The sequence below is a fragment of the Pseudoxanthomonas sp. LH2527 genome (genome assembly GCF_022539275.1).
Lineage (GTDB): Bacteria > Pseudomonadota > Gammaproteobacteria > Xanthomonadales > Xanthomonadaceae > Pseudoxanthomonas_A.
The window spans coordinates 25,550-50,493 of record NZ_JAKZBW010000030.1 but is presented as its reverse complement, the minus strand read 5'-3'; the positions used below and the strand labels follow the sequence as shown (position 1 = coordinate 50,493).

The following is a 24,944-nucleotide window of genomic DNA, read 5'->3' as shown; positions in this document are numbered from 1 at the left end:
CCGGAAACGCCATGACCACGCCTCCCGACACCGTCGATGTCACCGTCCATCGTTCCTTCGCCGCGCCGGCCGAACGCGTATTCGACGCGTGGCTGACGCCGCGCCTGCTGGGTCAGTGGATGATGGGCCCGGAAATCCGCGAAGAAAAACTGCTGCGCCTGGACGTGGACCCGCGCGTCGGTGGCCGCTTCTCGATGTTGGTCGAGCGCGACGGCGAGCGCATCGACCACGTCGGCGAATACCTGGTCATCGAGCGTCCGCACCGGCTGTCCTTCACCTGGACCATCGCCGGCGAAGCCGACCAGGACGGCAGCCGCGTCGATATCGTCATCACGCCGACACCCGACGGCTGCGCGTTGCGTCTGACGCATACCCTGCCCCGCGCCTGGGCCGACTACGCCGGGCGCACACAGCAGGGCTGGGCCACGATGCTGGAAGCGCTGCATGCGCTGTTCTGAGCTTTCACGTGCGCTCTAGAGTCATCCGGACCGGGCGCGTGAAGCGACCGCAGCTGAGGACCTACGGATCGCGTACTTACTGCCGGAAGCCACCTGATATCAGAGCAGCAGCCAGGGCAACGCCAGCGTCAACGCGATGATCGCGGCCATTGCCGCGAGCATGCCGATGACGTATCCCGGCCGCGACTGCAGCAGGCCCATGAACGTCTCTGCGCGACCTTCGCGCTCGTCCGCTGTCTGCTGGGTGCGGGCCTGCTCGCGACGCCGGGCCTGATAGTCGGCCATCAGGATTTTCGCGCGTGCCAGTTGATCCGCATCCTCGATCCACAGCCCGCCGGCGGAAATGCCCCACGGGCTGGGCGGGGTCTCGTAGAAGTCGATCGCGTTGGTCCGCAGCAGCTCACGTACCTCGTGGGCTTCATCGCCGGGTACGTTGCGCAGGTTGAGGAAAAGTTTCGCCATGGCGGCAGTGTAACCGCAGCCCAGGCGGGGTCCTTCGCCAACGATGGGTTACCCTGCGCGCCTTGCCGAGATCGATGAACCCCATGATGCGTACCCTGCTGCTCGCTGCTTTGCTGACCCTGCTCGCCGCCTGCGCTCCCTCCGGCCCACCGCCGGGCGGCAACGTCGCCGAACTCGAACGCATCGACACCGCCGCCGGCACCGGCGCCATGGCCACCAGCGGCAGCGATGTCAGCGTGCACTACACCGGCTGGCTGTACGACGAGAACGCGCCGCAGCAGCGCGGCATGAAGTTCGACAGCTCGGTCGACCGCGGCACGCCCTTCACCTTCCTGCTCGGCGCCGGCCAGGTCATCCGCGGCTGGGACGAAGGCGTGGCCGGGATGAAGGTCGGTGGCAAGCGCACCCTGAAGATCCCCGCCGACCTCGGCTACGGCAGCAAGGGCGCCGGTGGCGTCATCCCGCCGGGCGCCTCGCTGGTGTTCGACGTGGAACTGATCGACGTCAAGCCGCACGAGTGAGCGCGACGCTGCTCCTGTAGGAGCGACGTCAGTCGCGACCGCGCATTGGTCGACACCTGAACATCAACAGCCGCGCGACACAGAATTTTCAGGACACATTGGGCGTGCGGTCGCGACTCACGTCGCTCCTACAGCGGGCCGTCATTACTCCACCGGCACCAGCCGCAGGTCGTGGAAGTCGAAGCTGAAGTCGGTCAGCGGCGAGATAGCCTCCATCCGGGCTTCGTGGATACCGCCATCCGGCTTCAGCGAGTACGTCAGGAACGCATCGGCGTTGAGCCAGCGCTCGCGCCAGCGCACCACGAAGGTGTCGTGCTGCCAGGGCTGCAGGTCGCCCACCAGTTCCGGCGTGCGGCTGAAGCGCAGCACCAGTCCCTCGCCTTCCTGCGAAACCACCACGTCGCCGTACCACCGGTCGCGCAGCGTGCCGGCGTACTTCGCCAGCGGCAGCGAGGGCTTCGAGCTGGCGTCGCGTGCGGCCAGCAGCTTCTGCCAGCGTTCGTCGGCGTTGCCCTTGGCATGCGCCACCTGTGCCTGATAGGCGGCCAGCCAGTCGGTGCCGCTGTCGGCCAGGTAGGCATCCAGCACCTTCATGGTGATGGCATTGAACGCGGCGCCCACCTCCTGGTTGGTCAGCACCACGATGCCCAGCTTCTGCTCCGGCACCAGCGTCACCCGCGAGACCATGCCCGGCCAGCCGCCGGTGTGCCAGACCAGCTTGCGGCCCTGGAAATCCGAAACCATCCAGCCTTCCCCGTAACCGAGGAAGTTGGGCTTCGCCGCTTTCAGCGCCTCGATCTTCGGTTCGGCGATCGGGATGGGCGTGACCAGCGACCACATCGCTTTCTGCCGCGCCGGCGTGAACAGCGCCTGCTCGCGTCCCTTCGCATCGCGGTAGGTGCCGCCGGCGAGCTGCGCGTTCATCCATTTCGCCATGTCGGTGACGCTGGAATAGATACCTCCGGCCCCGGCGACGTTGCGCCAGGTCATGCGCGGCGCCGGCTGCAGCGTGGTGAAATCGGCCATGGCGTGGCCGGTGGCGACGTTGTCGCCGGCCTTCAAGGCATCGCTGTTGTAGCGCGTCTCGCGCATGCCCAGCGGCTGGAAGAAGCGTGTGCGCAGGAACTGCTCGTAGGACTGGCTGCTGGCCTGCTCGATCACCAGCTGCGCCACGCCGTAGAGGATGTTGTCGTAGGCATAACGCTCGCGGAAGCCGCCGCTCAGGGGCACGTCGCGCAGGCGCTCGGCCACTTCGCGGTTGCTGTAGGTGGTGGTGGGCCAGTACAGCAGGTCGCCCGCGCCCAGTCCCAGGCCGCTGCGATGGACCAGCAGGTCGCGCACTCGCATTTCGCGGGTCACGTACGGATCGGCCATCCGGAACCATGGCAGGTGGTCGATGACGCGGTCTTCCAGCGTCAGCTTGCCCTCGTCGGCCAGCATCGACAGCGATGCCGCGGTGAACGCCTTGGTGTTGGAGGCGATGGCGAACATGGTGTGCGCATCGACCCGCGCGGCCTTGCCCATCTCGCGCTCGCCCCAGCCCTTCGCCAGCACCACCTCGCCGTCCTTGACCACGGCCACCGCGATACCGGGTACGTCGAAGGCCTCGCGCACGGATTCGACATAGGCGTCGATGTCCTGCAGCGCAGCGGGGGGCGTGGCCGCGTTGGCCACGGCGCCGAAGGCGAGCAGGCCGAGCAGGCAGAGGGCGCGACCGTGGGTCGCCGACAGCTTCGAGCGCATCGTGTGTCCCGCATCTGGAGTCCTGGGCGACGATACCGCATGCCGCGCGCGCATTGCGCCTGCCGGAAGCCGCGGGTCGGCACGGCATACTATGCCGATGCCTTCGCCACGCCCCGACGATTCTTCCCCACCGCGCAGCGTCGCCGTCATCGGCGGAGGTCCTGCCGGGCTGATGGCCGCCGAGACACTGCGCGCTGCGGGCCTGCAGGTGGATCTGTACGACGCCAAGGGCTCGGTGGGGCGCAAGTTCCTGATCGCCGGCAAGGGCGGCATGAACCTGACCCACTCGGACCCCTTCGAGGTCTTCGTCAGCCGTTACGCCGAGCGCAGGCAGGAGGTCGCGGCCTGGCTGCGCGATTTCGACGCCGATGCCTTGCGCGAATGGGCGCGCGACCTGGGCGTGGAGACCTTCGTCGGCACCTCGGGCCGCGTGTTCCCGTCCGACCTGAAGGCCGCGCCGCTGCTGCGTGGCTGGGTGCGGCGCTTGCGCGAACAGGGTGTGCGCTTCCATGTGCAGCACCGCTGGCTGGGTTGGAACGACGACGGCGGCTTGCGCTTCGCGACGCCTGATGGCGAGCGCACGCTGCACGCCGACGCGACGGTGCTGGCGATGGGCGGCGGCAGCTGGCCGCAACTGGGGTCCGACGGCGCCTGGGTGGAGGCGCTGGAAGCCAAGGGTGTTTCCGTCGCAGCCCTGCAACCGTCGAACTGCGGCTTCGATATCGGCTGGAGCGAGCATCTGGCTTCGCGTTTCGCAGGCGAACCGCTCAAGCCGGTCGTCGCGCACTGGCGGGACGCCGACGGCGTGGCGCAGCAGCGCCAGGGCGAATGCGTCATCACCGCCACCGGCATCGAAGGCAGCCTGGTCTACGCGCTGTCGCCGATGCTGCGCGACGCCATCGCCCGCGACGGCGCGACGACGCTGATCCTGGACCTGTTGCCCGGGCGCGACGAGGCAGACCTTTCGCGGCGCCTGGCCAAGCCGCGCGGCTCGCGCAGCCTCAGCGAGCACCTGCGTCGTGAGGCGGGCGTCAGCGGCGTGCGCGCTGCGCTGCTGTACGAAGTGCTGGACAAGGCGGCGCTGGCCGACCCCGCACGCATCGCCCGCACGCTGAAGCGGTTTCCGTTCCGGCTGCAGCGTCCGCGCCCGATCGCCGAGGCGATCAGCAGCGCCGGCGGCATTCGGCTGGAAGCGCTGGATACGCACCTGATGTTGCGCGAGGTGCCCGGCGTGTTCGCCGCCGGCGAGATGCTCGACTGGGAAGCACCCACCGGCGGCTACCTGCTGACGGCCTGTTTCGCCAGCGGCCGCCACGCCGCGCGGGGCGTGATCGACTGGCTGGACGAACACAGCGCCTGATTGGTCGTCCGCAGGGGCTGCGGCGCGCACCGTGGGGAGTGCGTGCCGCAGCGGCTGCGGAACGTGGGCGCACGATACGCGACGAAGTGTTGAAGCCCGGTTAGCGTTACGCAGCAGTTTTGTTACAGCGACTTACGGCGCGATGTGCATGCTGGTCCTCGCGCGGCAGGCGGCGTCATTCTGCGTCCTCGTCAACCTGCGTTGCCGGCTCCGACGCGCGTCGCGCCTTTGCGGCCACGTACATGTTGTCGACCAGGTTGGGATAGCGTCGGCCCGCCGCCGTCGCGCGGGCGCGCGCTTCCTCCACCTGTGCCGGCGTCAGCTTCGACGCAGCCCCGCGACGCTTGGGCGCGGGGCGCTGCCAGGGACCGGGCTTGCGCGTGGCCATGACTCAGACGGCCGCGGTCACCACGATCTCGATCAGCCAGGCCGGCCGCGCAAGGTTGGCCTGCACGGTGGCGCGCGGCGGCGCATTGCCCTCCGGCACCCAGGCGTCCCACACGCGGTTCATCGCCTCGAAATCGTGCAGGTCCTTGATGAAGATCTCGGCGCGCAGGATCTTCGACTTGTCGGTGCCGGCACGGGCCAGCAGCGCGTCGATCTCGGCCAGCACCTGCTGCGTCTGCCCGGCGATGCCCTGCGTCGCGTCCTCGGCGATCTGCCCGGCCAGGTACACCACGCCGTTGTGGATGGCCATCTCGGACAGCCGCGGGCCTACGTCGAAGCGCTGGATCATGGGGTTTCCTCCGTTGTGAGGCCTGCAGCTTAGCGCTGCGGCCTGACCACCGCACCGGCGGCGGCGCGCCACAACCACCAGCCGCCCAGCCACAGGGCCAGGACGATCAGCGCGATCAGCAGCTTCTGCACCCAGCCCTGCCCCGCCGGCGGCCACAGTGCATGCACCCACAGCAGGGCGTAGCACGCGACCGACCACGTCGCGGCCAGCGGGAAACGGCGGCGCCAGGCGTCGTCCAGGCGGAACCGCCACGCCTGCAGCACCATGCCGGTGGTGACGCACAGGAACGCGCTGATCGCGCAGGTGTGGTGGAACCAGTGATGGAAGTCCGGCGCCACCTGCGGCAGCCACGAGTCCCCGATCGCCACGCCTGCCAGTGCCAGCGCACCGAAGCAGAGCAGCAGCCACGGCGCGCCACTGCGCGCCTTCGCCGACAGCTGTGCATACAGGCCGGTCGCCAGCAACACGATCGCGGCGGCCAGCACGCAGTACAGGGTGCGCAACAGCAGGCCACCGGGGCCCGACAGGTACTGGCTCAGCGTGGCCTGTCGCCAGTCGAGGTCGTCCCGCACGACCTGCAGCGAGCCCGCCACCAACAGGAACGCGCCTGCGCCTGCCATGGCCGCCAGCGCGGTCACGCGGGGCGGCATCGAAAAACGCGTATCGACTGTGGAAAGACGGGGCATGGACATCAACGGAAGCCGCGCGCGAAGGACATCCGATTATCGTCCACGCACTCAAGAATCCGCGCCTGCGGCCGCTGACGTGGCATCACGCCGCAGCGTGCCCACCATCACGCTTTCGCCTACACTCCGGCCATCCCGGGCGCACCGGGATGGCCGCCATGAGCAAGGGGACTCCAGCGCCAATGCCGTTCACCGCACCGTCGCCCGGCACCGATCCGGAGCGCCACACCCAACGCCTGCCGCGCCGGATCCATCGCCTGCGCATGCTGGGCATGGGGCTGGCGGCGTTGCCGATCGCCCTGGTGTTGCTGGAGAACCAGGCGGGCACGGGGCATTGGCTGTTCCTGTTCTTCACCACGGTGCTGTGGCCGCAACTCGCGCTGTGGCTGGCCGTGCGCCATCCGGCGCCGTTCCGCGGCGAGATCCGCAACCTGCTGGTCGATTCGATCCTGGCAGGCATGTGGGTGCCACTGATGGCCTTCAACCTGCTGCCCAGCGTGCTGCTGGTCACGCTCACCACCGTCGACAAGATCAGCACCGGCATCGATCGGCTGTGGTACTGGTCGCTGCCGTTGATGGCCGCGGGCGCGCTGGCAGTCGGGGTGTCGACCGGCTTCGAGATGCAGCCGATCACCAGCATGGCGGTGATGATCGCGTGCCTGCCCATGCTGATGATCCATTCGATCGCCGTCAGCCAGGCCAGCTACCGGCTGGTGCGCAAGGTGAAGCGGCAGAACCGGCAGCTCGACGAACTGAGCCGGCGCGACACGCTGACGGCGCTGGACAGCCGTCGCCACTGGCAGGAACAGGCCGCCCTGTTGATGGACCAGTGCGCGGCGACCGGCGAGCCGGCCACGCTGCTGATGATCGACATCGACCACTTCAAGGCGATCAACGACCGCCACGGCCATGCGGCCGGCGATGACGTGCTGCGGGCGACGGCGGAGGTGATCCGCCACAGCATCCGCAACCACGACGCGGCCGGCCGGCTGGGGGGCGACGAGTTCGCGGTATTGCTGCGCGGGTCCGACGTGGAGGCGGCGGGCATCGTGGCCCAACGGATCCGCGAGGGCGTACAGGCGCTGACGCTGGAGAGCGCGCCGGGACTGCGGCCGACGGTCAGCCTGGGGCTGGCGAAGGCGACCGGATCGGCCGAGGGACTGCGTGCGTGGCTGGAAGCGGCGGATCGCGCGCTCTACCAGGCCAAGAGCCGGGGCCGCAACCAGCTGGCGATCGACGAGGACCTGCAGCCGCTCGCCGACACGCTTTGACGCGGCGCCTCAGGCGCCGAGGTGCTCCGTGCGGTCGCGCTGCGGCATTTCCAGCACGTTGCTGGCGGCACGGACGTTTTCCTGCTCGGCGTCGTACACGCAGACGCGGTTGCGGCCGTTGTGCTTGGCGCGGTAAAGCAGCTTGTCGGCGTGCGAGAGCAGCTTGGCCAGGCTGTACCCGGAGTGCTGGCTGGAGGTCACGCCGAAGCTGCCGGTGATGGCGAACACGTGGCCGGTTTCGCGGGTCTCGATCTGGGCCAGCCGCACGCGGCAATCCTCGGCCACGCGCGAGGCGGCACGCAGGTCGCAGCCGTACATCAGGATGGCGAACTCTTCGCCGCCCAGGCGGCCCAGCACGTCGATGCGCCGGCAGAAGCCCTTGCTGGCTTCGGCGACTTCCTTCAACGCCCAGTCGCCGACGCCGTGGCCGAAGCGGTCGTTGATGTTCTTGAAGTGGTCCAGGTCGAACATGATCAGCGAGGCCTGTTCGCCATTCCGGGCGCACTCGGCCAGCGCGCGCTCGGCGCGGATGGTGAAGTGGTGGCGGTTGCAGATGCCGGTCAGCGCATCGGTCTCGGCCATCTTCTTCAGCGACAACTGCACGCGCTTGATCTTGAAGGCCCAGTAGCCGATGGAGGCGATCAGCAGTATCAGCAGGATGACGATCAGCCGGGTGTTCTGCGCCGCGGCCTTGTCGACCTCGCGTTGCAGCTGCAGGACCTGGTTTTCCTGGTCGAGTACGCTGATCTGCTGGGACTTCTGGAGGGTCTCCTGGCGGACGATCTGGTACGCCAGCTCCCGCGCCTTCACTTCATTGAGATACGCCTTGTCCGCTTCGGCGTACTTCCTGAAATAGTTGAGAGCCAGCTGTGCGTCACCCTTGCGCTGTGCCACGTCGTAAAGCGTGTGGTACGCCATGACGAGCGGCTGTGAATACGCAATATCGCTCGCATACGCGACGGCCGCTTTCGCATGCTGTTCGGCACCACCGAAATCCTCGTCTTCGAGCAGATACTGCGCAAGAAGCGCATGGACTTCGCCGATCAGGCGGGGATAACGGGTCGCTTCGACGTCACGCAAATGTGTCTGCAGCAGCGCGATGGCCTTGCTGCGCTGTCCGTTATCCGCCAATTGACGCGCCAGCAGTTGGCGTCCCAGATTGGACAGAATCGCCTCGCGGATCGAGGCGCAGAACTCGATCACCGACGCGATGTCCGCGCTGTCGGAGGCCTTGCCCATGAAGAACCGTGCTTCCGCTTCTGTGTACCGCGCGAAACACTGCTCGCGCTCGTTCAGGGTTTGCTGCTGCAACTTGGTGGCGTATTCCAGACCGTGCTCGTATTGCCCGATCAGGTTGTAAAGAATGCTGGCCGAGACCATCGCGTGAACGTGCATGCGGGGATCGTCACTCTCCGGCAGCCACTCCAGCGTGCGCTCGAGCTGCCTGAGTCCCTCGGCAAACTGCCGGGTAGCGCCGTAACTGTTCACCAGCAGCGCGCTGGCACGCACGCGCAGGTTCTTGTTCGTCGTGGTGGCAAGCAGCCTTTTGGTAGCCGCGATGGCCTCGGAGAAGCGACCCGAGGTGTTCAGCGCGTAGGCGTTCAAATAGTCCATCTGCTCGCGCTGTGCCTCGCTGGCATCCGCGCGCGACTCGTTCGCCTCGCTCAACAGTCGCCTGAAAGCCAGCGCGTCGGAACTGCGCAGCTGCTCAGCCCTTTCCAGCAACTCGCCCACGCGCTCAGGTCCCGCAGCAAACGCGGCGGGACTGGCCAGCAACACAAACGCAAACAGCGCCGTCATCCACGCATGGATGACGGTCTTCCTGACATCCCGACTGCGCAACTCAGTTGAGCGGCGCATCCTCATCCGGATGCTCTTCGCCATCTTTCTGTCCATCCCCATCCTCTCCTTCCTTGAGTGGGCTCTCCTCGGGCGCAAAGATGGCGCAGACCATCTGCGGCCGGCCACCCAGGAGATCATTGATACGCTGGACATCGCGGCCAAGCAGCGCTGACTGCTCAGCTTCGGGAAGCCCCATCGCACCCACCACCGCCGCGTACTGTTCGCGATTCAAGAACGATGCCGACGCATCGCTCCCCAGTCCTTCAAGACACTTCACCATACGGTCCGACATAGTTTCCCCCTAAAGCGCGACAAGAATGCGGCCATCCGTCGGGCCAGCTCGACAAACCGCTGCCCCTTATCCAGATTCGACCGTTCGCGAGACGGGGGTTTCGCCCCGTCCCGCCCCCGTCCGGAAGATAGCCGTTTTCAGGCGAAATCACTACCCTGCGCCCGGCCAGACAGCGCCAAGAGCCTGGCCACCATGGCGGCGTCCCGTTGCAAGGCGACCGCAGGCGGGATCACCAGCGTCGTTGCCAGACTCAAGGCAGCCTGAGGCAGACTTCCAAGCGGCATGCGATCGGCCCGGTGAGGAGCTATGGGGATGGTCGACGCCTCGTAGGCGATGACCTCATGGTCCTCGGGATAGTGCTGCGCCAGCAATTCCAGCAGCAGTTGCCTATAGGCCGCACCCGTGGCGAATCGTGCCAGCGATGGATCGCCAGCCACGCCGATCTGCCACAGCACCAGATAGGCAGATGGATCGATCGTTCGCCGGTAGAACATGAACTGACTGGCCTCGTAGTGCTGGCAGCCGACCGATCCGGGATCGATCCCGAGGTCCGCGTACAAGCAGTCTTCCGCAGACACTGCCGCTTCCATCACCGCGTCGAATCCTTCGGAGCGCGCCAGCGCGATGGCGCGATGAGGGACGACGGCAAATACGCCAGGATGGCCGTAGAAGGCACCGCACACCCGCTTGCCTGCGCGAACCTCCATCAACATCGCATCCACCATCTCGCGATAGGTATCCGTTCGCGGCTTCCCCTCGGAATAGAACGGTTGCAGGCTCCGCACGTCCTTACCCATGCCCTGAATCCATAACTCCACCAGCGGATCGGACACTGCAACGAATACGACATCCGCCTGCTCGATATGGCTGCGCGCCCGGGGCGCCAGATGCGCCCCCAGCGTCATGCCTACGCCCACGCAGGCGAGGCTTCCCTTGTGACCACTCATGCGATGAATTCCCCGTGTGCCCCAGACACGCAGTATCAGGGCTAAGTCGCCCCACGCCCAAGGCCTGTCGTCCATTGATCACGGGAGAGATGCCAATGAATCCGATCCTGACGCCCCGACATCTGCTGGAAACCCAGTTTGTTCATCAGGCCGATGGAGCGATGGTTCGATGGAAGTTGGCAGCCGTATTGGGCAGGCAGGCCCAACCGCGCGAATCCTTCGTCGCGTACACGACTCAGTGCCTCATACGCGTAGCCCTTGCCCTGTTGCGAAGGGACAATGACGGATCCGATCTCCGGCAGGCCTTCCCTCACCACCAGACCCACAAGGCCGACGGTATCGTCCGCCTCGCGTGTCGACGCCCTCCAGAGCCAAGCGGAGGGCTTCGGATTACGCATCATGGCAAGGCTCGCGCGGAACGCTCGCTGCGCCTGGGAATGATCAAGAGGGGCCCCGATGTGCGCCATCACAAGAGGATCGGAAAACCAGGCGCAGTAGTCGGCTTCATCCCGTTCCTGCAATGGATGCAGGAACAGGCGTGTCGTGCCCACGGGTGAGGCGGCTATCGCCGTCCCCGCGCATTCCGGGCCCAGCGAGATCCGTAGGCTCATGACACGGACGCCAGACAATGATCCTCGCCGGTTCGAGTCAAATCCGTTGTTCCCTCACCCACCGCACAATCCCCTCCGTCTGCATCGCCCCGCTCTGCCGGGCGATCTCGCGGCCACCCTGCAACAGCACCAGGGTCGGGATGCTGCGGATGCCGAAGCGGTTGCCCAGCCCCGGGCTGGCGTCGGTGTCCACCTTGGCCAGCCGCATGGCCGGCTCCAGCAGGCCCGCCGCACGCTCGAAATGCGGCGCCATCTGCAGGCACGGCCCGCACCAGGGCGCCCAGAAATCGACCAGCAACGGCAACGTGCTGCGCAGCGCGTGGCGATCGAAGTCCGCCTCCCCCAGCGCCAGCGGCACCCCGGTGAACAGCGCCTCGTGGCAGCGCCCGCACTGCGGCGCCTCGGCCAGCCGCTCCGACGGCACGCGGTTCATCGCGGCGCAGTGCGGGCAGGCGATCAGGTGGGCGGCGGCATCCATGCGCACATCCTAACGCCGGGGCCGCCCATGCTGCATCGCCACAGCGCATAGACTGCGAGCATCGTTCTCCTCGATGAGGGCCGCACGATGATCGCCACCCTGATGGCCGCCACGCTGGCCATGGCCGGACTGGCCCCCGCCGCCGCCCCGGCGCCCTCCGCGCAACCGCCGACGCCGGCCGAGGTCATGGCCCTGCCCGAGCCGCTGCGCCGCGAGTTCCACGCCAAGGTGCTGACGACGCCCCGCAAGTCCGAGCAGCGCCTGCGGCGGATGGTCGAGTTCCTGTTCTCGCCCGACGACCTGGGCATGCGCTACGACATCACCGCCAACCACACCGTGGCGGAGGCCTACGCCACCCGCCAGGCCAACTGCCTCAGCTTCACCCTGCTCGCCATCGCGCTGGCGCGGGAAGCCGGCTTGCAGGCCTACGGCCAGCAGATCGACGAAACCCTGGCGTGGCGGCAGGAACAGGACACCCTCTACCGCACCCACCACGTCAATGCAGGCGTGCGCATCCGGCACCGCCAACTGACGGTGGACGTCGCTTGGGACCAGGTGATCGCCCGCAAGCCGCCCCGCGAGATCAGCGACGCGCGCCTGCTGGTGCACTACTACAACAACCGCGCCGCCGACCTGCTGGAAGCCGGCCGACTGGACGATGCACTGCGCTATGCGGGCGTGGCGAAGGGGCTGGACCCCACCTACGCGGTGACCTGGAGCAACACCGGCGTGCTGCATCTGCGGCATGGCGATCCGGCGCAGGCCGAACAGCACTACCTGCAAGCGCTACGACTGGATCCCATGGCGCCCGGCGCCCTGTCCAACCTGGCCGCGCACTACCAGCGCACAGGCGATGTCGAAGCGGCCGGACAACTGCAGGCCCGCCTGCAGCGCGTGCAGGCACGGGACCCGTTCCATCACTTCCTGCAGGGCGCCCAGCACGAGCGCGAGGGCAACTTCGCACTGGCCATCCGCGACTACCGCCAGGCGATCAAGCTGTTCCCCGACGAACACCGCTTCCATTTCGGCCTGGCACGCGCCTACTTCCTGCAAGGCGACCACCGCCGCGCCGGCAAGGCGCTGGCGCGTGCAGAGCGTCTCAGCGAAGGCGACCAGCGCCGGCTCTACCACGCCAAACTGGATGCCTTGCGGCGGCTGGCGCACTGAATCGCCCGCTTCACCCCAGCGGCCACTCGCCCAGCACGTCGTAGTCCGCCTCGCCCTCGATACTCTGCAGCAGATGCACGCCCTGCGGGTGCAGCACCAACGGCGGCACGTCCACCGGCGCGGTGCGCGGCGGCACGTAGGCCAGGGTCAGGTGCGGCACGAAGCTGCGCCCCACGTGCTGTTTGAAGCCGGCGCGCAAAAGGCGCTGCTGAAGATTGCGCCAGAACGCCACCACCGCCGGCGACGGGTGCAGCGCCGCCAGCGTCAGCGCGGGCTGCTTCGGATTGCCCAGGCACAGCAGATGGTCGAGGGTGATCCCGACCGGTTCCGGCTGCCAGCCCTGCATGGCGTCGTGCGCCGTGCGCACCAGGTCCTCGCGCGGCCCATCGCTTTCGCCGAGGAAATGCAGGGTCAGGTGGTAGCGCTCGGGGCGCACCCAGCGTGCCTGCGGGAACGCCGCCTTCAGGTCGTCGGCGCGATGCCGCAGGCCCTCGCGCTCGCCGGCCGAGGGCACCAGCGCGAAGAACAGGCGATGCATTCGGCCCGGCTGCGGGCCGCCGAACAGGTCGCCTTGCGGGGTGGACGCGGGGGTGGCGGGCATGACGCGAAACGCACGGGAAACGAGGATGCCCCGCATCATCGGTGCGTGCGCCGGGCGATGCAAGCCAAACACGGGCATCGCGACCCCTTGAGGCCGCCTGCGTGTACGTAGCGTGCGCCATGCGCACGACCGCATTCCACGCGTCCCACATGCACGAATGCCGCATGCCGCGCGTGCCTCGTGCGCATGGCGCACGCTACGAAAAGCGAGGGGCGCCGCCTCCGGAGCGGCTACCCGTGTTCAGCGCGCGTGCCGGGCACAGGCATCGCGACTCAGGAGTCCCGTATGTACGTAGCGTGCGCCGTGCGCACGACCGCATTCAACCCGCCGCATGCACGCATTCGCCAAGCGCCGCGTGTCGTGCGCATGGCGCACGCTACGACGGGACGCCGCCGCTGGGGCGGCGTCCCGAGGCGGTCACCAGATCCGCACGCGGTCCTGCGGCACGATGTACAGCGGATCGCCCTGCTTCACGCCGAACGCGTCGTACCACGCGTCGATGTTGCGCAGCGGTGCGAAGGCGCGGATGTGGCCCGGCGAATGCGTGCCGTTGACCAGTTGCTGGCGCAGCGCATCGTCGCGCCACAGCGTACGCCACACCTGGCCCCAGCCCATGAAGAAGCGCTGGTCTCCGGTGAAGCCGTCGATCACCGGTGCCGGCTTGCCGTCCAGCGAGCGGTGATAGGCCTCCAGCGCGATGGTCAGGCCGCCCAGGTCGCCTATGTTCTCGCCCATCGCCACGCGGCCGTTGATGTGCATGCCGGGCAGCTGCGGGAACACGTACGCCTCGTACTGCGCACCCAGCCTGGCGGCCTGCACCTCGAACTTGGCCGCGTCCTCGGCGGTCCACCAGTCGCGCAGCACACCCTTGCCGTCGGACTTGCGGCCCTGGTCGTCGAAGCCGTGGATGATCTCGTGGCCGATCACGCCGCCGATGCCGCCATAGTTCACCGCCGGATCGGCGTCGGGATCGAAGAACGGCGGCTGCAGGATGGCGGCCGGAAACACGATCTCGTTCTTCACCGAGTTGTAGTAGGCATTGACGGTCTGCGGGGTCATGCCCCATTCGCCCTTGTCCACCGGCTGGCCGACGCGCTTGCGGCGGTAGTCCCACTCGAACTGGCCGGCGCGCTGCGCGTTGCCGAACAGGTCGCCGTTCTTCACCACCAGCGCGCTGTAGTCGCGGTACTTGTCGGGATGGCCGATCTTCAGGCCGAACCCGGCCAGCTTGGCGTGCGCTTCGGCCTTGGTTGCCGGGCTCATCCATGCCAGCGTATCCAGGCGGGCGCCCATCGCCGCCTTCACGTTGGCGACCAGCGCGTCCATCTTGGCCTTCGCATCCGGCGGGAAATACAGCTGCACGTAATCGCGGCCGATCGCTTCGCCCATCGCCGATTCGGCGAAGGACACGCCGCGCTTCCAGCGCTCACGCTGCTGCGGCTGCCCGGACAGGAACTTGTCGCGGAACTCGTACTGCGCCACCGAGAAGTCCTTCGACAGCAGCGGCGCCGCGTTGTCGGTGGCGTGGAAGGCCTGCCAGGCCTGCAGCGTGGCGACGTCGGTGTCGGCGAAGATCGCGGCGATCTTCGGGATGGCGCTGTCCTGGCGGATGACCGCACGGTCCGCGCCCTCGACGCCGGCCGCCGTGAAGAACGCGGCCCACGGGAAGCCCGACGAGGTCGTGGCGAAGTCGGCCAGCGCCAGCGGGTTGTAGGTCTTGTCGCGGTTGCGGCTCTCGGCACGGGTCCAGTGCGCCTCGGCGATGCGGGTTTCCAGTGCCAGGATCGCCTTCGCGTTGTCCTGCGGCTGCGCCCAGCCGGCCAGCTGCAGCATCTGCGCGATGTAGGCCTGGTAACGCTCGCGCTGCGGCGCGAAATTCTCGCGCAGGTACATCTCGCGGTCGCCCAGGCCCAGGCCGCCCTGGCTCAGGTACAGCGCGTAGACGTCCGGATTCTTCTGGTCATCGCTGACGCTGAGGTTGAAGAAGCTGTCGTAGAACCCGCCCCGCTGTCCCATGAGCCGGGCCAGGGCGTCCTTGTCCTGGGCCGCGCGGATGTCGGCCAGCACCGGCTGCAACGGCTTGGCACCGAGGCCCTCGACAGCGGTCTCGTCCATGAACCCCCGGTACAGCGCGGCGATCTTGGCGGCGTCGCCGCCGGTCGCGGGATCGCCCAGCGCATAGCCTTCCACCAGCACGCGCAGGCGCGCCTCGGACAGGTCGCGCAGGATGGCGAAACCGCCGTAGCTGGAGCGGTCGGCCGGAATCTGCGTGGTGTCGGCCCAGGTGCCGCTGACGTAGCGGAAGAAATCCGTGCCCGGCTCGGCCTGGCGGTCCATGCCGGCGGTGTCGATGCCCCAGCTGCCGAAGCGGCGGGCGGGGATCGTCGCGCCGGCGGCCGTGCCACCGGTGTCGGATTCGGCGAACAGCGACTGCAGCGTGCAGCCGTCATCGAGACAGGCGCGGTCTTCGTGGGCGGCCAGCGGGGCGGTGGTAGCCAGGGCCAACAGGGTGGCGGCGGACAGCAGGGTCTTCTTCAACAGCGTTCTCCGGAAGTCAGGGCGGGCGCGCATCGCGCGCGGGCGTGCCTGGGAGGGTAGCGCTGCCGCCGGTTTCCGGACTGTGCCAAAGGTGCTGGGAGCGCGGTCGACGTGCCGGGCACCGGCCGACAGATCGCAAAAAAGGAAGCCCGGCGATGGCCGGGCTTCCCGTGATGCAGAAGGCGATCAGAGGCCTGCGGACGGCCCGCTCAGCGTGGCGCCTCCGAGGGGTCCGCACACCGGCGTCCGCAGCGACGGGCGGCTTCACTGGCCGTCGTGCCGTCGTCCCGCACGAACCCGCCACTGGACGGCTGCCCGTACGACAGGCGCAGGCCAATGGTGCTGCCCTGGGTGCGGTTGCTGGCCTGCTCGTGGCCGAACAGCAAGGACAGCAGCCAGCCCGGGCGCAGCTTCACGTCCAGGCCCGCCGCCAGCGACAGCGCGTTGTCGTTGTAGCTCTGCATGCCCAGGCGGTAGTCGGTGGGATGCGGCCACACCACGTAGTTCATCGCGGCCTCGCCCTTGTCATCGATCGCCTGGCGATACTCCAGGGTCCAGAACGGCCGGTAACGCCCGTTCGCACCGCCGACCTGGTAGCTGCCTTCGATGCCCAGCGCGAACGTGCTGTTCTCCACTTCCTGCCGGCGATACGCCAGGTCGTAGATATCCAGCCCGTACTCGCGGTAAGCGTCGAGGGTGGTACGGCTGGCGTCGAACCGGCCATAACCGGTCAGCGCCATCCGTTCGCCACGGTGCTCGTAGCCCAGCGCCAGCGAGCCGAACCACTGCTCGCCGTCGCGTGCGGCCGTCCCCAGGGCGCCGGCGTCATCGCTCCAGCGGCGGATGTCGAAATCCAGGCGGCCGGTGGCCAGCATGCCGTCCACGAACAGATGCTCGCCGCGGCGCCACAGGCCGTACAGCGCCAGCGAGCGCTGGTCGGCCTTGAGCCGCGACGTGGTGCCGTCGAGATCGCTGTCGTTGCGCGCCAGGCTGCCCGCCACGCCCAGCAGCAGATGCTCGCCGACCGCACGGTCCGCACCCAGCGTGATGCCATCGCTCTGGAAGTCGTAGCCGCCCACCCGACCGCTCTTGCCGAACGTGGCCGTACCGGCTGCCCACGCACCCCAGCCTTGCGGCAGCGCCGGCAACGTGCCACCCGTCGCCTGCCCCACCGGTACCGACAGCCCCTGGCGGTCCTCGCCACCGGCGTACGCCAGCGTGACCGTGTTGCTGGACGCGTTGGCGCCGCTGCGCACTTGGCGCAAGCGGTCGCGGATGTTCGACTGCTGCGCATTGGCGAAGCGCACACTCGCATCCACCTGCGCCTGCAGCAGGCCGACCACGCCCGGATCGCGGGTCGGGTCGGGACGCACTTCGACCTGCAGCCGCATCTCCACGCTTGCCGCGGCGTAGCTGCCTGCGGCGGCCTGGGTCGCGGTGATGACGGTCTCGCCTTCCGCGTGCAGGGTCACGGTGCGGCCGTTGATGCTGGCCACGTCCGGATCGCTGCTGGTGAAGGTGAAGGCACCGGCACTGGGGCTCTGCGGATTGGTCAGGTCGAACGCGGGTTCGCCATAGACCTTGCGCAGCTCCTCCGGCCACACCAGCGTCGGCACGGCTGCGGCGATCTCCACCTCCAGTTGTGCCTGCGGCGCCGCCTGGTGGTTGGCATCGCCCGCCTGGTCGGCGGTCAGCGAACAGCGTCCCGCGGCCAGCATGGTGACGGTCGCACCGCTCACCTGGCACACCTGCGGCGTGGTGCTGGCGAACACCACCGGATTGCCGGAGACACCGCCGGTCGCCACCAGCGCGAACGTGCCGTTGGGCGTGAACACCGGTGCGGCAGGATTCGCGCCGAAGCCGGTGATCGCCTGCGCCGCCTGCGCCACGACCAGTTCATACGCCTGCGCGCCGGTGAAGCCATTCGCATCGCGCACTTCGATGGTGAAGGCGAAGCTGCCGGACTGCGCAGGCGCACCCGACAGCACGCCGACAGCGCTCAGCGACACGCCCTGCGGCAGCGAGCCTGCGGTCACCGTGTAGGTGTACGGCGCGGTACCGCCGCTGACCGTCAGCGTCTGGTTGAGCGCACCGGCGTGCGTGGCGGGCGGCAGCACCGGCAGCGCGAACACCAGCTGCGGTGCGGCTACCTGCAAGGTGTACTGCCGCTGCGTCGTGAACGGACCCAGACCCGTGCTGCTGTCGGTGACCTGGACGGTCAGGCTGAAGCTGCCCGCCGCCGTCGGCGTGCCGCTGATACGGCCGTCGGTGCCCAGCACCAGACCGGCCGGCAGCGCGCCGCCGGTTAGCTGGAAGGTGTACGGCGATGCGCCGCCACTGGCGACGAACGCATGCGTGTAAGCGTTGCCGCCGGTGCCGTCCACGGGGTTGGTCGCGTCCAGCGCCACGGTCGGCGCCGTGACGCTGATCGTCACCGTCGCGGCCGCGGTCGTCTGGTAGGCATCGCTGGCCGTGTAGGTGAAGCTGTCCGGCCCGGCATAGCCCGGGTTCGGCTGGTAGGTGATCGTGGTGCCGCTCGCGGTCGCGGTGCCGTGGGCGGGCGGCGTGACCACCGCGACCGAGGTCGCCGTGCCCGTGACCACCAGCGTCACCGGCGTGGCCGGCGCACCGTAGGCCAGCGTGGCGCTGGCGTCCGCAACATCGAGTGCCGGGATCGGCGTGACCGCGTTCGACGCCGCCGACGCCGCACTGCTGCCCGCACCGCCCTGCGCGGTCACCGAGAACGTGTAGGCGGTGCCACTGGCCAGGCCGCTCACCGTGATCGGACTTCCCACACCGGTGGCGGTGATGCCGCCGGGACTGGCCGTGACCGTGTAGCCGGTGACCGGCGCGCCACCGGTGAAGCCCGGCGCGGCAAACGTCACCGTCACCGAGGTGGGTGAGGCCATCGTGGCCGTGCCGATCACGGGAGCACCGGGCGCCACCGCATTCACCGCGAACGTCTGGCTGACCTGCGCAGCAGGCAGATGGCTGGCATCACCGGCCTGGTCGGCGGTGATCGTGCAGTTGCCCGCAGTGAGGAACGTCAGCGCACCGCTCGACGTGACCGTGCACACCGATGGCGTCGTCGAAGCGAAGCTCACCGGCAATCCCGAATCCGCCGTCGCCGACAGCGTCGGCGCGGTGCCGAAGTCCTGCGCACCCGGGTTGGCGAACGTGATGACCTGCGTCGCCGCCGTCACCACGGCATTGGACGCCGCCGAGGCCGGACCCGTGCCCGCGCTGTTCGTCGCCGTCACGGTGAACGTGTAGCTGGTGCCCGGCGTCAGGCCGGTGACGCGGATCGGACTGCCGGCCGCGCTCGCGGTGGCTCCGCCCGGATTGGCGGTCACCGTGTATCCGGTGATGGCGATGCCGCCGGTACTGACCGGCGCCGTGAACGCCACGTCCACTTCGGTCGGGCTGGCCATCGTGGCCGTGCCGATCGTCGGCGCGCCCGGCACTACCGCGTTGACGGTGAACGTACGGGTGACCTGCGGAGCGGCGAGGTAAGTGCCGTTCCCTGCCTGGTCGGCGTTGATCGTGCAGGTACCCGCAGTAACGAAGGTCAGCGCACCGCCACTGGTGATGGTGCACACGCCTGTCGTGGACGAAGTGAACGTCGGCGTCAGGCCCGAATCCGATGTTGCGGTCAGCGTCGGCGTGGTACCGAAGTTCTGCGCACCGGGGTTGTTGAAAGTGATGGTCTGCGTCGCCGCCGGCGTGATGCTGTTGGAGGCCGCCGACGCAGGACCCGTGCCCGCCACATTGTCCGCCGTCACGCTGAAGGTGTACGCCTGCCCGTTGGTCAGGCCGGTGACGACGATGGGCGACGACGCGCCCTGTATCGGCGCCACATCGGCCGGGTTGACGGTCACGGTGTAACTGGTGATGGCCGATCCGCCGATGTTCAGCGGGGCGGCGAACGCAACGCTCGCCTGCGTATCGCCTGCGATCGCGGTGCCGATGGTGGGTGCCGCCGGTACCACGGGCTGGACGCCAAACGACTGGCTGCGCGGCGGCGCCGGCAGGTAGCTGCTGTCGCCTGCCTGGTTGGCGTCGATCGTGCAGGTGCCCGCCGACAGGAAGGTCAGCGTGCCGCCCGGCGTGATCGTGCAGACGCCCGGCGTGGCGGAGGTGAACGACACCGGCAGTCCGGAACTGGCCGTCGCGCCGAGCGTCGGCGAGGTGCCGAAGATCTGCCCACCCGGATTGTTGAAGGTGATGGTCTGCGGCGACGCCGGCGTGACGCTGTTCGAGGCGGCGGAGGCCGCGCCCGTGCCGGCGGAATTGGTCGCGGTCACCGTGAACGTGTAGGACACGCCATTGGTCAGCCCGGTCACGGTGATCGGCGAACTGGAGCCGGTGCCGGTCGCGCCACCCGGGTTCGCGGTGACCGTATAGCCTCCGGCGAGGATCGACGCGCCGCCGGTGGACGCTGGCGCGGTGAACGACAACGTGGCCTCGGTGTCGCCCGCCGTCGCACTACCGATGGTCGGCGCGCCGGGCGTCACCGCGTTGACGGTGAAGGTCTGCGTCACCGTGGCCGCCGCATTCCACGCGGCATTGCCGGCCTGGTCGGCATCGATCGTGCAGGTACCCGCGGTGACGAAGGTCAGCGTGCCGCTCGCCGTGATCGTGCAGACGCCGGTGGTCGACGAGCTGAAGCTCGGCGCCAGTCCCGAGGTCGATGTCGCCGGCAGTGTCGGCGTGGTGCCGAAGTTCTGTGCGCCGGGGTTGGCGAAGGTGAGCGTCTGGCTGCCCTTCGGCGTGACGGCGTTCGACGCCGCCGACGCGACACTCGTTCCGATGGCGTTGGTCGCAGTCACGGTGAACGTATACGCGGTGCCGTTGCTGAGCCCCGCCACCGTGGCGGTACAGGCGGCCGGCCCTGCGCACGTGCCGAACGCACCGCCGGGACTGGCGGTGGCCGTGTACGTGGTGATCGCCGAACCGCCGTTGCTGTCAGGCACGACAAAGGTGACGCTGGCCTGGGCATCGCCGGCCGTGGCCGAGCCGATGGTCGGCGCGGAAGGCGCGGTGGGAATGGCGACGGTATGCGTTGACCCGCTGGTGAATGCCGCGGGCCCGCTGTTGCCGGCCGCGTCCGCAATATCGGTGAACCCGTTGAGATTCAGTCTCAGGTCGCCGTTGCCGGCAATGCCGCTCACGGTGACGTTGATCGAGGTGCCGCTGCTCGCCGAAACGCTGCTGATCGTGCCCGTGGCCGTGCCCGTCGTCGCCAGCGCGAAGTCATCGGTCGACACGTTGGCCACCGACTCGTTGAACGCCACCGTGAAGGTGACGCTGGTGGCGGTGCCCGCAGGCGAACCGCTCACGGTGATGCCGGTGACGGCGGGCGGTGCCCCATCCACCACCAACGCCTTGTTGGCTCCCAGCGACCCGGCCGTGCCCGGTGTGGCCAGCAGCAGCGAGGCGTCGTTGGAGGCGGCGTCCCTGATCGTGCCGCCGTTCAGCGCCAGCGAATTCGTCGACACATAGTCGAGATCGCCGCTGACGTCGCCAGCCTGCACGGTGTAGGCAAACGTCAAGGTGCTGGTGCCACTGCCGCTGGCGTAGTTGGCCGCGCGGTCGACGCTGCCGGTCTCCAGCGTCAGCTGCGGCGTGCCGATGACGGTCACGGACTCGCTGAAATTGACCTGCACGCTGATCGCCGCACCGGATGCATAGGCGCCATTCGATGTGGACGAAGTGATGGACGTGACCGTGGGCACGACGCCGTCGATCACCAGATTCTTGTTCGCACCGAGCGAGCCCGCCGCTCCGGGTGAAGGCAGTGTCAGTGTGGCAACGTTGGCGGCGGCGTCACGGATCGCGCCGCCATTCAGCGACAACGATGTGGTCGACACGTAGTCCAGATCGACCGCCGTGTCGCCGGCTTGTACGGTGTAGTTGAAGGTCAGCGTGCTGCTGCCGCTGCCGCTCGTGTAGTTGACGGTACGATCGGTGGTACCGGTTTCGATCGTCAGCTGCGGCGTGCCGACGACATCGACGTTCTCGCTGAAAGCCACCTGCAGTGCGATGACGCTTCCCACGCTGTAGGTACCGTTTGTCGCACTGGACGTCACCGAATCGACGGTCGGCGGCGTGGTATCCGGCGGTATGGCTGGATCGATGACGATGTTGTTCATCGAGTGCCAACTGCCCGCACCCCCGTTTACGCCACCCGCGGACGTGAACAGCCTGACGTCGTCCACATACGAGAACGTCGGCCCCAACGACACCGTCTGCGGCGTGCCGTCCGGATCGTAGCCCTGGAAAGTCATCGATGCCACCTGGGTGCCGTCCCGGTAGCCCACGACGGTATTGGTCATGGGCGAGGTCTCGCCCCAGCTGTAGTACCGGAACGACGTGAGCTTGAACTCGCTGCCGTCCGCAGAGCGGACCGCCATGCCCTTGGTGAACCCATTCGCGCCATCATCGAAGGTGAGGGCCGAATAGCCCAAATCGTCGCTGGAGATCCAGGCGCCGTCGCGCCAGTGGATCACGCCGACGCTGGCGCCGCTGACGTTGCTGATGTTGTAGACCTGTATCGACAGCCCGGGGATATCGCCCGACCCGCCGTCACCGTCGGAGGCAATGCCGTCTCCGAGACCGGTGTCGCTGGTGAACGTCAGTGTCGCCGCGCCCGCCGGTACTGCGGCCAGCATCAAACAGGCCAACAGGCCGTGGCCAAGCAGTCGCACGAACGCGGGCGCACGGCGCGTAGCGCCGCAAAGGTAAGGCAACATGTGGTTTTCCCCCGACACAACGTGATCGCTTGACCGCAACAGACGGCGAAACGCCGGTCGGCGCCCACCCGCATCGCCCGCACATGCCCGCCTTGAAGAATGACGTCCCCGACATGCCGGATCGAACGCTGCCCTTCCGCTTGACGGAAGGCAGCATTCGTACCGCATCTTAGCGGCACGGCCGCGCCTGCTCCAGTGCTCGCGCTCACCTGATCCCGCGATGCCTGTCATGCAAGCACTGTGCCGTGGTGAACCTCGCTGCTGCCGAGCAGGCCCAGGCTGCACGCGCCTGCGCTGCGATGCGACGCTCAAGAACAGCGAGACGGCGCCGATACCGTCATCTGGAGAGCCCTCCCCACGGGCCACGATCCTCCCCATGACCGGCACGTACAACGAGATCCTCGTTCTCTTCTCCCTGCTGGTCGCCATCCTCGCCTCGTATACCGCGCTCGACATGGCCGGCCGTGTCGCCACCACGCAGGGCACGGCGGCGCGCTGGTGGCTGGCCGGTGGCGCGTTCGCGATGGGGCTGGGCGTGTGGTCGATGCATTTCGTCGGCATGCTGGCCTTCGATCTGCCGATTCCGCTGGGATACGACCTCACCCTCACCTTCTGCTCGATGCTGGCCGCGGTCGGTTCGTCGGCGTTCGCGCTGTGGCTGGTGTCGCGGCCGCAGCTACCGCATCGCCGGCTGCTGCTGGGCGCGGTGCTTATGGGCAGCGGCATCGCGCTGATGCACTACATCGGCATGGCGGCGCTGCAGATGCAGCCTGGCATCGACTACCACCCCGGCTGGTTCACGCTGTCCATCGCGATCGCGGTGGCCGCGTCCGGTGCGGCGCTCTGGATCGCCTTCCACTTGCGCAGCGGTGGTCGCCGCAAGTACCTGCTGCGCGCGCTCGCGGCGGTGGTGATGGGCTTCGCCATCGTCGGCATGCACTACACCGGCATGGCGGCGGCGCAGTTTCCCACCGACAGCTGGTGTGGCGCCGCGCGCGACGGCGGCGTGCCCACCCAGTGGCTGGCGATCCTGGTGGTGGTGGCGACGGTGGCCATCATGGGCATCGCGCTGATCGTCTCGGTGCTGGACCGGCAGATGCACTCGCGAACGCACCACCTGGCGCATTCGCTGGCGCGCGCCAACGAGGAACTGCTGCAGGCCGCGCTGCACGACCCGCTGACCCGCCTGCCCAACCGCATCCTGCTGCAGGACCGCATCGAGCAGGCCATCGAGAAGGCCAGGCGCAAGCACGAACAGTTCGCGGTCATGTTCCTGGACCTGGACGGATTCAAGGGCATCAACGATGCCTACGGACACCAGGCCGGCGACACGCTGCTGGTGGAGGTGGCCACGCGTGTGCGCGGCCTGCTGCGCGGCCAGGACACGCTGTCGCGGCTGGGCGGCGACGAATTCGTGCTGGTGGTGGCCGCCACCGACCCCGAGGACGCCGCCATGGTGGCCCAGCGGATCATCGACGCCATCGGCACCACCGCCCTGCACGTCCACGGCGCCGAGTTGCAGGTGACGGCCAGCATGGGGATCGCGCTGTATCCGTCCGACGGCGACAGCGAGCGCGAGCTGATGGCGCATGCCGACGCGGCCATGTACCACACCAAGGACAACGGCCGGAACGGATACACGTTTTTCGCGCCCTCGATGAACATCAGCGCCCACCAGCAGCTGAAGCTGTTGAACGAACTGCGGCGCGCGGTCGAGCGCGACGAACTGGTGCTGTACTACCAGCCCAAGTTCTCCGCACCGCACTACGACATGGTCGGTGCCGAGGCGCTGCTGCGCTGGCGGCATCCCGAGCTCGGCCTGCTGGCGCCGGGCGCCTTCATTCCCGCCGCCGAGCGCAGCGGCCTGATCCTGCCCATCGGCGACTGGGTGCTGGACGAGGCCTGTCGCCAGATGCGCGCCTGGCGCGAGGAAGGACACGGCGTGACGAACGTGGCGATCAACCTGTCGCCGCTCCAGTTCTCGTCGCCCAACCTGGTGGCGATCGTCGCCGATGCGCTGCGCAGGCATGACGTGCCGGCCAGCAGCCTGACGCTGGAGATCACCGAGACCACCGCCATGCGCGATGCCGACGCCAGCCTCGGCATCCTCGATGAACTCACGCGGATGGGCGTGAAGATCTCCATCGACGACTTCGGCACCGGCTATTCCAGCCTGCTGTACCTGAAGCGGCTGCCGGCATCGGAGCTGAAGATCGACCGCGCCTTCGTGCGCGAGCTGGAATCCAATGCCGAAGACGCCGCCATCGTGTCGTCGATCATCGCCCTGGGCAAGACGCTCAACCTGCGGGTCGTGGCCGAGGGCGTGGAAACCCTCGGCCAGCGCCAGCAACTGCGACGCCTGGGGTGCGACCTCTACCAGGGCTATCTGATGGGCGAACCGATGGAAGCCGATGCCTTGTTCGCGGCGCAGGCGGCGCGCCAGCGCGCCTGAGGCAATGCCGCCGCCGCGATAAGCGCG

At 68.3% G+C, this 24,944-nt stretch carries 18 protein-coding genes; 6 read left to right on the top strand and 12 right to left on the bottom strand.

Going from position 1 to position 24,944, the window contains the following annotated elements; all coding sequences use genetic code 11:
* Positions 1-458: SRPBCC family protein (locus MMG85_RS15375; RefSeq protein WP_241046826.1), on the top strand; the 458-nt coding region annotated here is incomplete at its 5' end.
* 99 nt (positions 459-557) lie between these two features.
* On the opposite strand, the gene MMG85_RS15370 is transcribed toward MMG85_RS15375, so the two are convergent.
* Complete coding sequence (locus MMG85_RS15370) at positions 558-920, bottom strand: DUF6164 family protein (protein WP_241046825.1); 363 nt, start codon at positions 918-920, stop codon at positions 558-560.
* 86 nt (positions 921-1,006) lie between these two features.
* On the opposite strand from MMG85_RS15370, the gene MMG85_RS15365 reads away from it, so the two are divergent.
* Positions 1,007-1,441: an FKBP-type peptidyl-prolyl cis-trans isomerase gene (locus MMG85_RS15365; RefSeq protein ID WP_241046827.1), complete on the top strand. Its 435-nt coding sequence runs from the start codon at positions 1,007-1,009 to the stop codon at positions 1,439-1,441.
* 144 nt (positions 1,442-1,585) lie between these two features.
* Here MMG85_RS15365 and MMG85_RS15360 read toward each other — a convergent pair whose 3' ends face one another.
* On the bottom strand, positions 1,586-3,184 hold the full coding sequence (locus MMG85_RS15360; RefSeq protein WP_241046824.1) for a serine hydrolase: 1,599 nt from the start codon (positions 3,182-3,184) through the stop codon (positions 1,586-1,588).
* 97 nt (positions 3,185-3,281) lie between these two features.
* Between MMG85_RS15360 and MMG85_RS15355 the strand changes: the two genes are divergently transcribed.
* Positions 3,282-4,544 (top strand): TIGR03862 family flavoprotein, encoded by a 1,263-nt coding sequence (locus MMG85_RS15355; RefSeq protein ID WP_241046823.1) that lies wholly within the window; start codon positions 3,282-3,284, stop codon positions 4,542-4,544.
* Between the two features lie 175 nt (positions 4,545-4,719).
* Here the strand turns inward: MMG85_RS15355 and MMG85_RS15350 are convergent, their stop codons facing one another.
* From MMG85_RS15350 to MMG85_RS15340, 3 genes are read right to left on the bottom strand one after another with little or no spacing between them, the layout of a single operon-like run.
* Positions 4,720-4,932 (bottom strand): hypothetical protein, encoded by a 213-nt coding sequence (locus MMG85_RS15350; protein ID WP_241046822.1) that lies wholly within the window; start codon positions 4,930-4,932, stop codon positions 4,720-4,722.
* A 3-nt stretch (positions 4,933-4,935) separates the two neighbouring features.
* Positions 4,936-5,280: a RidA family protein gene (locus tag MMG85_RS15345; RefSeq protein ID WP_241046821.1), complete on the bottom strand. Its 345-nt coding sequence runs from the start codon at positions 5,278-5,280 to the stop codon at positions 4,936-4,938.
* 29 nt (positions 5,281-5,309) lie between these two features.
* Positions 5,310-5,930, bottom strand: coding sequence for a DUF998 domain-containing protein (locus MMG85_RS15340; RefSeq protein WP_241046820.1), 621 nt, complete (start codon positions 5,928-5,930; stop codon positions 5,310-5,312).
* Positions 5,931-6,124: 194 nt separating this feature from the next.
* Between MMG85_RS15340 and MMG85_RS15335 the strand changes: the two genes are divergently transcribed.
* Positions 6,125-7,237, top strand: a complete 1,113-nt coding sequence (locus tag MMG85_RS15335) for a diguanylate cyclase (protein WP_241046819.1) — start codon at positions 6,125-6,127, stop codon at positions 7,235-7,237.
* Between the two features lie 9 nt (positions 7,238-7,246).
* Here MMG85_RS15335 and MMG85_RS15330 read toward each other — a convergent pair whose 3' ends face one another.
* The 4 genes from MMG85_RS15330 to trxC all read right to left on the bottom strand — a co-directional run bounded on the left by MMG85_RS15330 (position 7,247) and on the right by trxC (position 11,407).
* A complete protein-coding gene (locus tag MMG85_RS15330; protein ID WP_241046818.1) occupies positions 7,247-9,217 on the bottom strand; it encodes a GGDEF domain-containing protein in 1,971 nt (656 codons plus the stop codon).
* 291 nt (positions 9,218-9,508) lie between these two features.
* Complete coding sequence (locus MMG85_RS15325) at positions 9,509-10,318, bottom strand: SAM-dependent methyltransferase (protein ID WP_241046817.1); 810 nt, start codon at positions 10,316-10,318, stop codon at positions 9,509-9,511.
* Positions 10,319-10,359: 41 nt separating this feature from the next.
* On the bottom strand, positions 10,360-10,929 hold the full coding sequence (locus MMG85_RS15320; RefSeq protein ID WP_241046816.1) for a GNAT family N-acetyltransferase: 570 nt from the start codon (positions 10,927-10,929) through the stop codon (positions 10,360-10,362).
* Between the two features lie 37 nt (positions 10,930-10,966).
* Positions 10,967-11,407: a thioredoxin TrxC gene (trxC, locus tag MMG85_RS15315; RefSeq protein ID WP_241046815.1), complete on the bottom strand. Its 441-nt coding sequence runs from the start codon at positions 11,405-11,407 to the stop codon at positions 10,967-10,969.
* Between the two features lie 87 nt (positions 11,408-11,494).
* Here trxC and MMG85_RS15310 point away from each other — a divergent pair, with 87 nt between their 5' ends.
* Complete coding sequence (locus tag MMG85_RS15310) at positions 11,495-12,574, top strand: tetratricopeptide repeat protein (protein ID WP_241046814.1); 1,080 nt, start codon at positions 11,495-11,497, stop codon at positions 12,572-12,574.
* A 10-nt stretch (positions 12,575-12,584) separates the two neighbouring features.
* Here the strand turns inward: MMG85_RS15310 and thpR are convergent, their stop codons facing one another.
* From thpR to MMG85_RS15295, 3 genes are all read right to left on the bottom strand, one after another.
* Positions 12,585-13,175 (bottom strand): RNA 2',3'-cyclic phosphodiesterase, encoded by a 591-nt coding sequence (gene thpR / locus MMG85_RS15305; RefSeq protein WP_241046813.1) that lies wholly within the window; start codon positions 13,173-13,175, stop codon positions 12,585-12,587.
* Positions 13,176-13,592: 417 nt separating this feature from the next.
* Positions 13,593-15,713 (bottom strand): M13-type metalloendopeptidase, encoded by a 2,121-nt coding sequence (locus tag MMG85_RS15300; RefSeq protein ID WP_241046812.1) that lies wholly within the window; start codon positions 15,711-15,713, stop codon positions 13,593-13,595.
* 209 nt (positions 15,714-15,922) lie between these two features.
* Positions 15,923-22,465: a fibronectin type III domain-containing protein gene (locus tag MMG85_RS15295; RefSeq protein WP_241046811.1), complete on the bottom strand. Its 6,543-nt coding sequence runs from the start codon at positions 22,463-22,465 to the stop codon at positions 15,923-15,925.
* Between the two features lie 376 nt (positions 22,466-22,841).
* On the opposite strand from MMG85_RS15295, the gene MMG85_RS15290 reads away from it, so the two are divergent.
* Positions 22,842-24,917: a bifunctional diguanylate cyclase/phosphodiesterase gene (locus MMG85_RS15290; RefSeq protein ID WP_241046810.1), complete on the top strand. Its 2,076-nt coding sequence runs from the start codon at positions 22,842-22,844 to the stop codon at positions 24,915-24,917.
* Positions 24,918-24,944: the final 27 nt, after the last annotated feature.

Coding starts and splice junctions, on each gene's coding strand:
- MMG85_RS15370 (WP_241046825.1), bottom strand. CDS start 920: ATGGCGAAACTTTTCCTCAACCTGCGCAACGTACCCGGCGATGAAGCC.
- MMG85_RS15365 (WP_241046827.1), top strand. CDS start 1,007: ATGCGTACCCTGCTGCTCGCTGCTTTGCTGACCCTGCTCGCCGCCTGC.
- MMG85_RS15360 (WP_241046824.1), bottom strand. CDS start 3,184: ATGCGCTCGAAGCTGTCGGCGACCCACGGTCGCGCCCTCTGCCTGCTC.
- MMG85_RS15355 (WP_241046823.1), top strand. CDS start 3,282: ATGCCTTCGCCACGCCCCGACGATTCTTCCCCACCGCGCAGCGTCGCC.
- MMG85_RS15350 (WP_241046822.1), bottom strand. CDS start 4,932: ATGGCCACGCGCAAGCCCGGTCCCTGGCAGCGCCCCGCGCCCAAGCGT.
- MMG85_RS15345 (WP_241046821.1), bottom strand. CDS start 5,280: ATGATCCAGCGCTTCGACGTAGGCCCGCGGCTGTCCGAGATGGCCATC.
- MMG85_RS15340 (WP_241046820.1), bottom strand. CDS start 5,930: ATGCCGCCCCGCGTGACCGCGCTGGCGGCCATGGCAGGCGCAGGCGCG.
- MMG85_RS15335 (WP_241046819.1), top strand. CDS start 6,125: ATGAGCAAGGGGACTCCAGCGCCAATGCCGTTCACCGCACCGTCGCCC.
- MMG85_RS15330 (WP_241046818.1), bottom strand. CDS start 9,217: ATGATCTCCTGGGTGGCCGGCCGCAGATGGTCTGCGCCATCTTTGCGC.
- MMG85_RS15325 (WP_241046817.1), bottom strand. CDS start 10,318: ATGAGTGGTCACAAGGGAAGCCTCGCCTGCGTGGGCGTAGGCATGACG.
- MMG85_RS15320 (WP_241046816.1), bottom strand. CDS start 10,929: ATGAGCCTACGGATCTCGCTGGGCCCGGAATGCGCGGGGACGGCGATA.
- trxC (WP_241046815.1), bottom strand. CDS start 11,407: ATGGATGCCGCCGCCCACCTGATCGCCTGCCCGCACTGCGCCGCGATG.
- MMG85_RS15310 (WP_241046814.1), top strand. CDS start 11,495: ATGATCGCCACCCTGATGGCCGCCACGCTGGCCATGGCCGGACTGGCC.
- thpR (WP_241046813.1), bottom strand. CDS start 13,175: ATGCCCGCCACCCCCGCGTCCACCCCGCAAGGCGACCTGTTCGGCGGC.
- MMG85_RS15295 (WP_241046811.1), bottom strand. CDS start 22,465: ATGTTGCCTTACCTTTGCGGCGCTACGCGCCGTGCGCCCGCGTTCGTG.
- MMG85_RS15290 (WP_241046810.1), top strand. CDS start 22,842: ATGACCGGCACGTACAACGAGATCCTCGTTCTCTTCTCCCTGCTGGTC.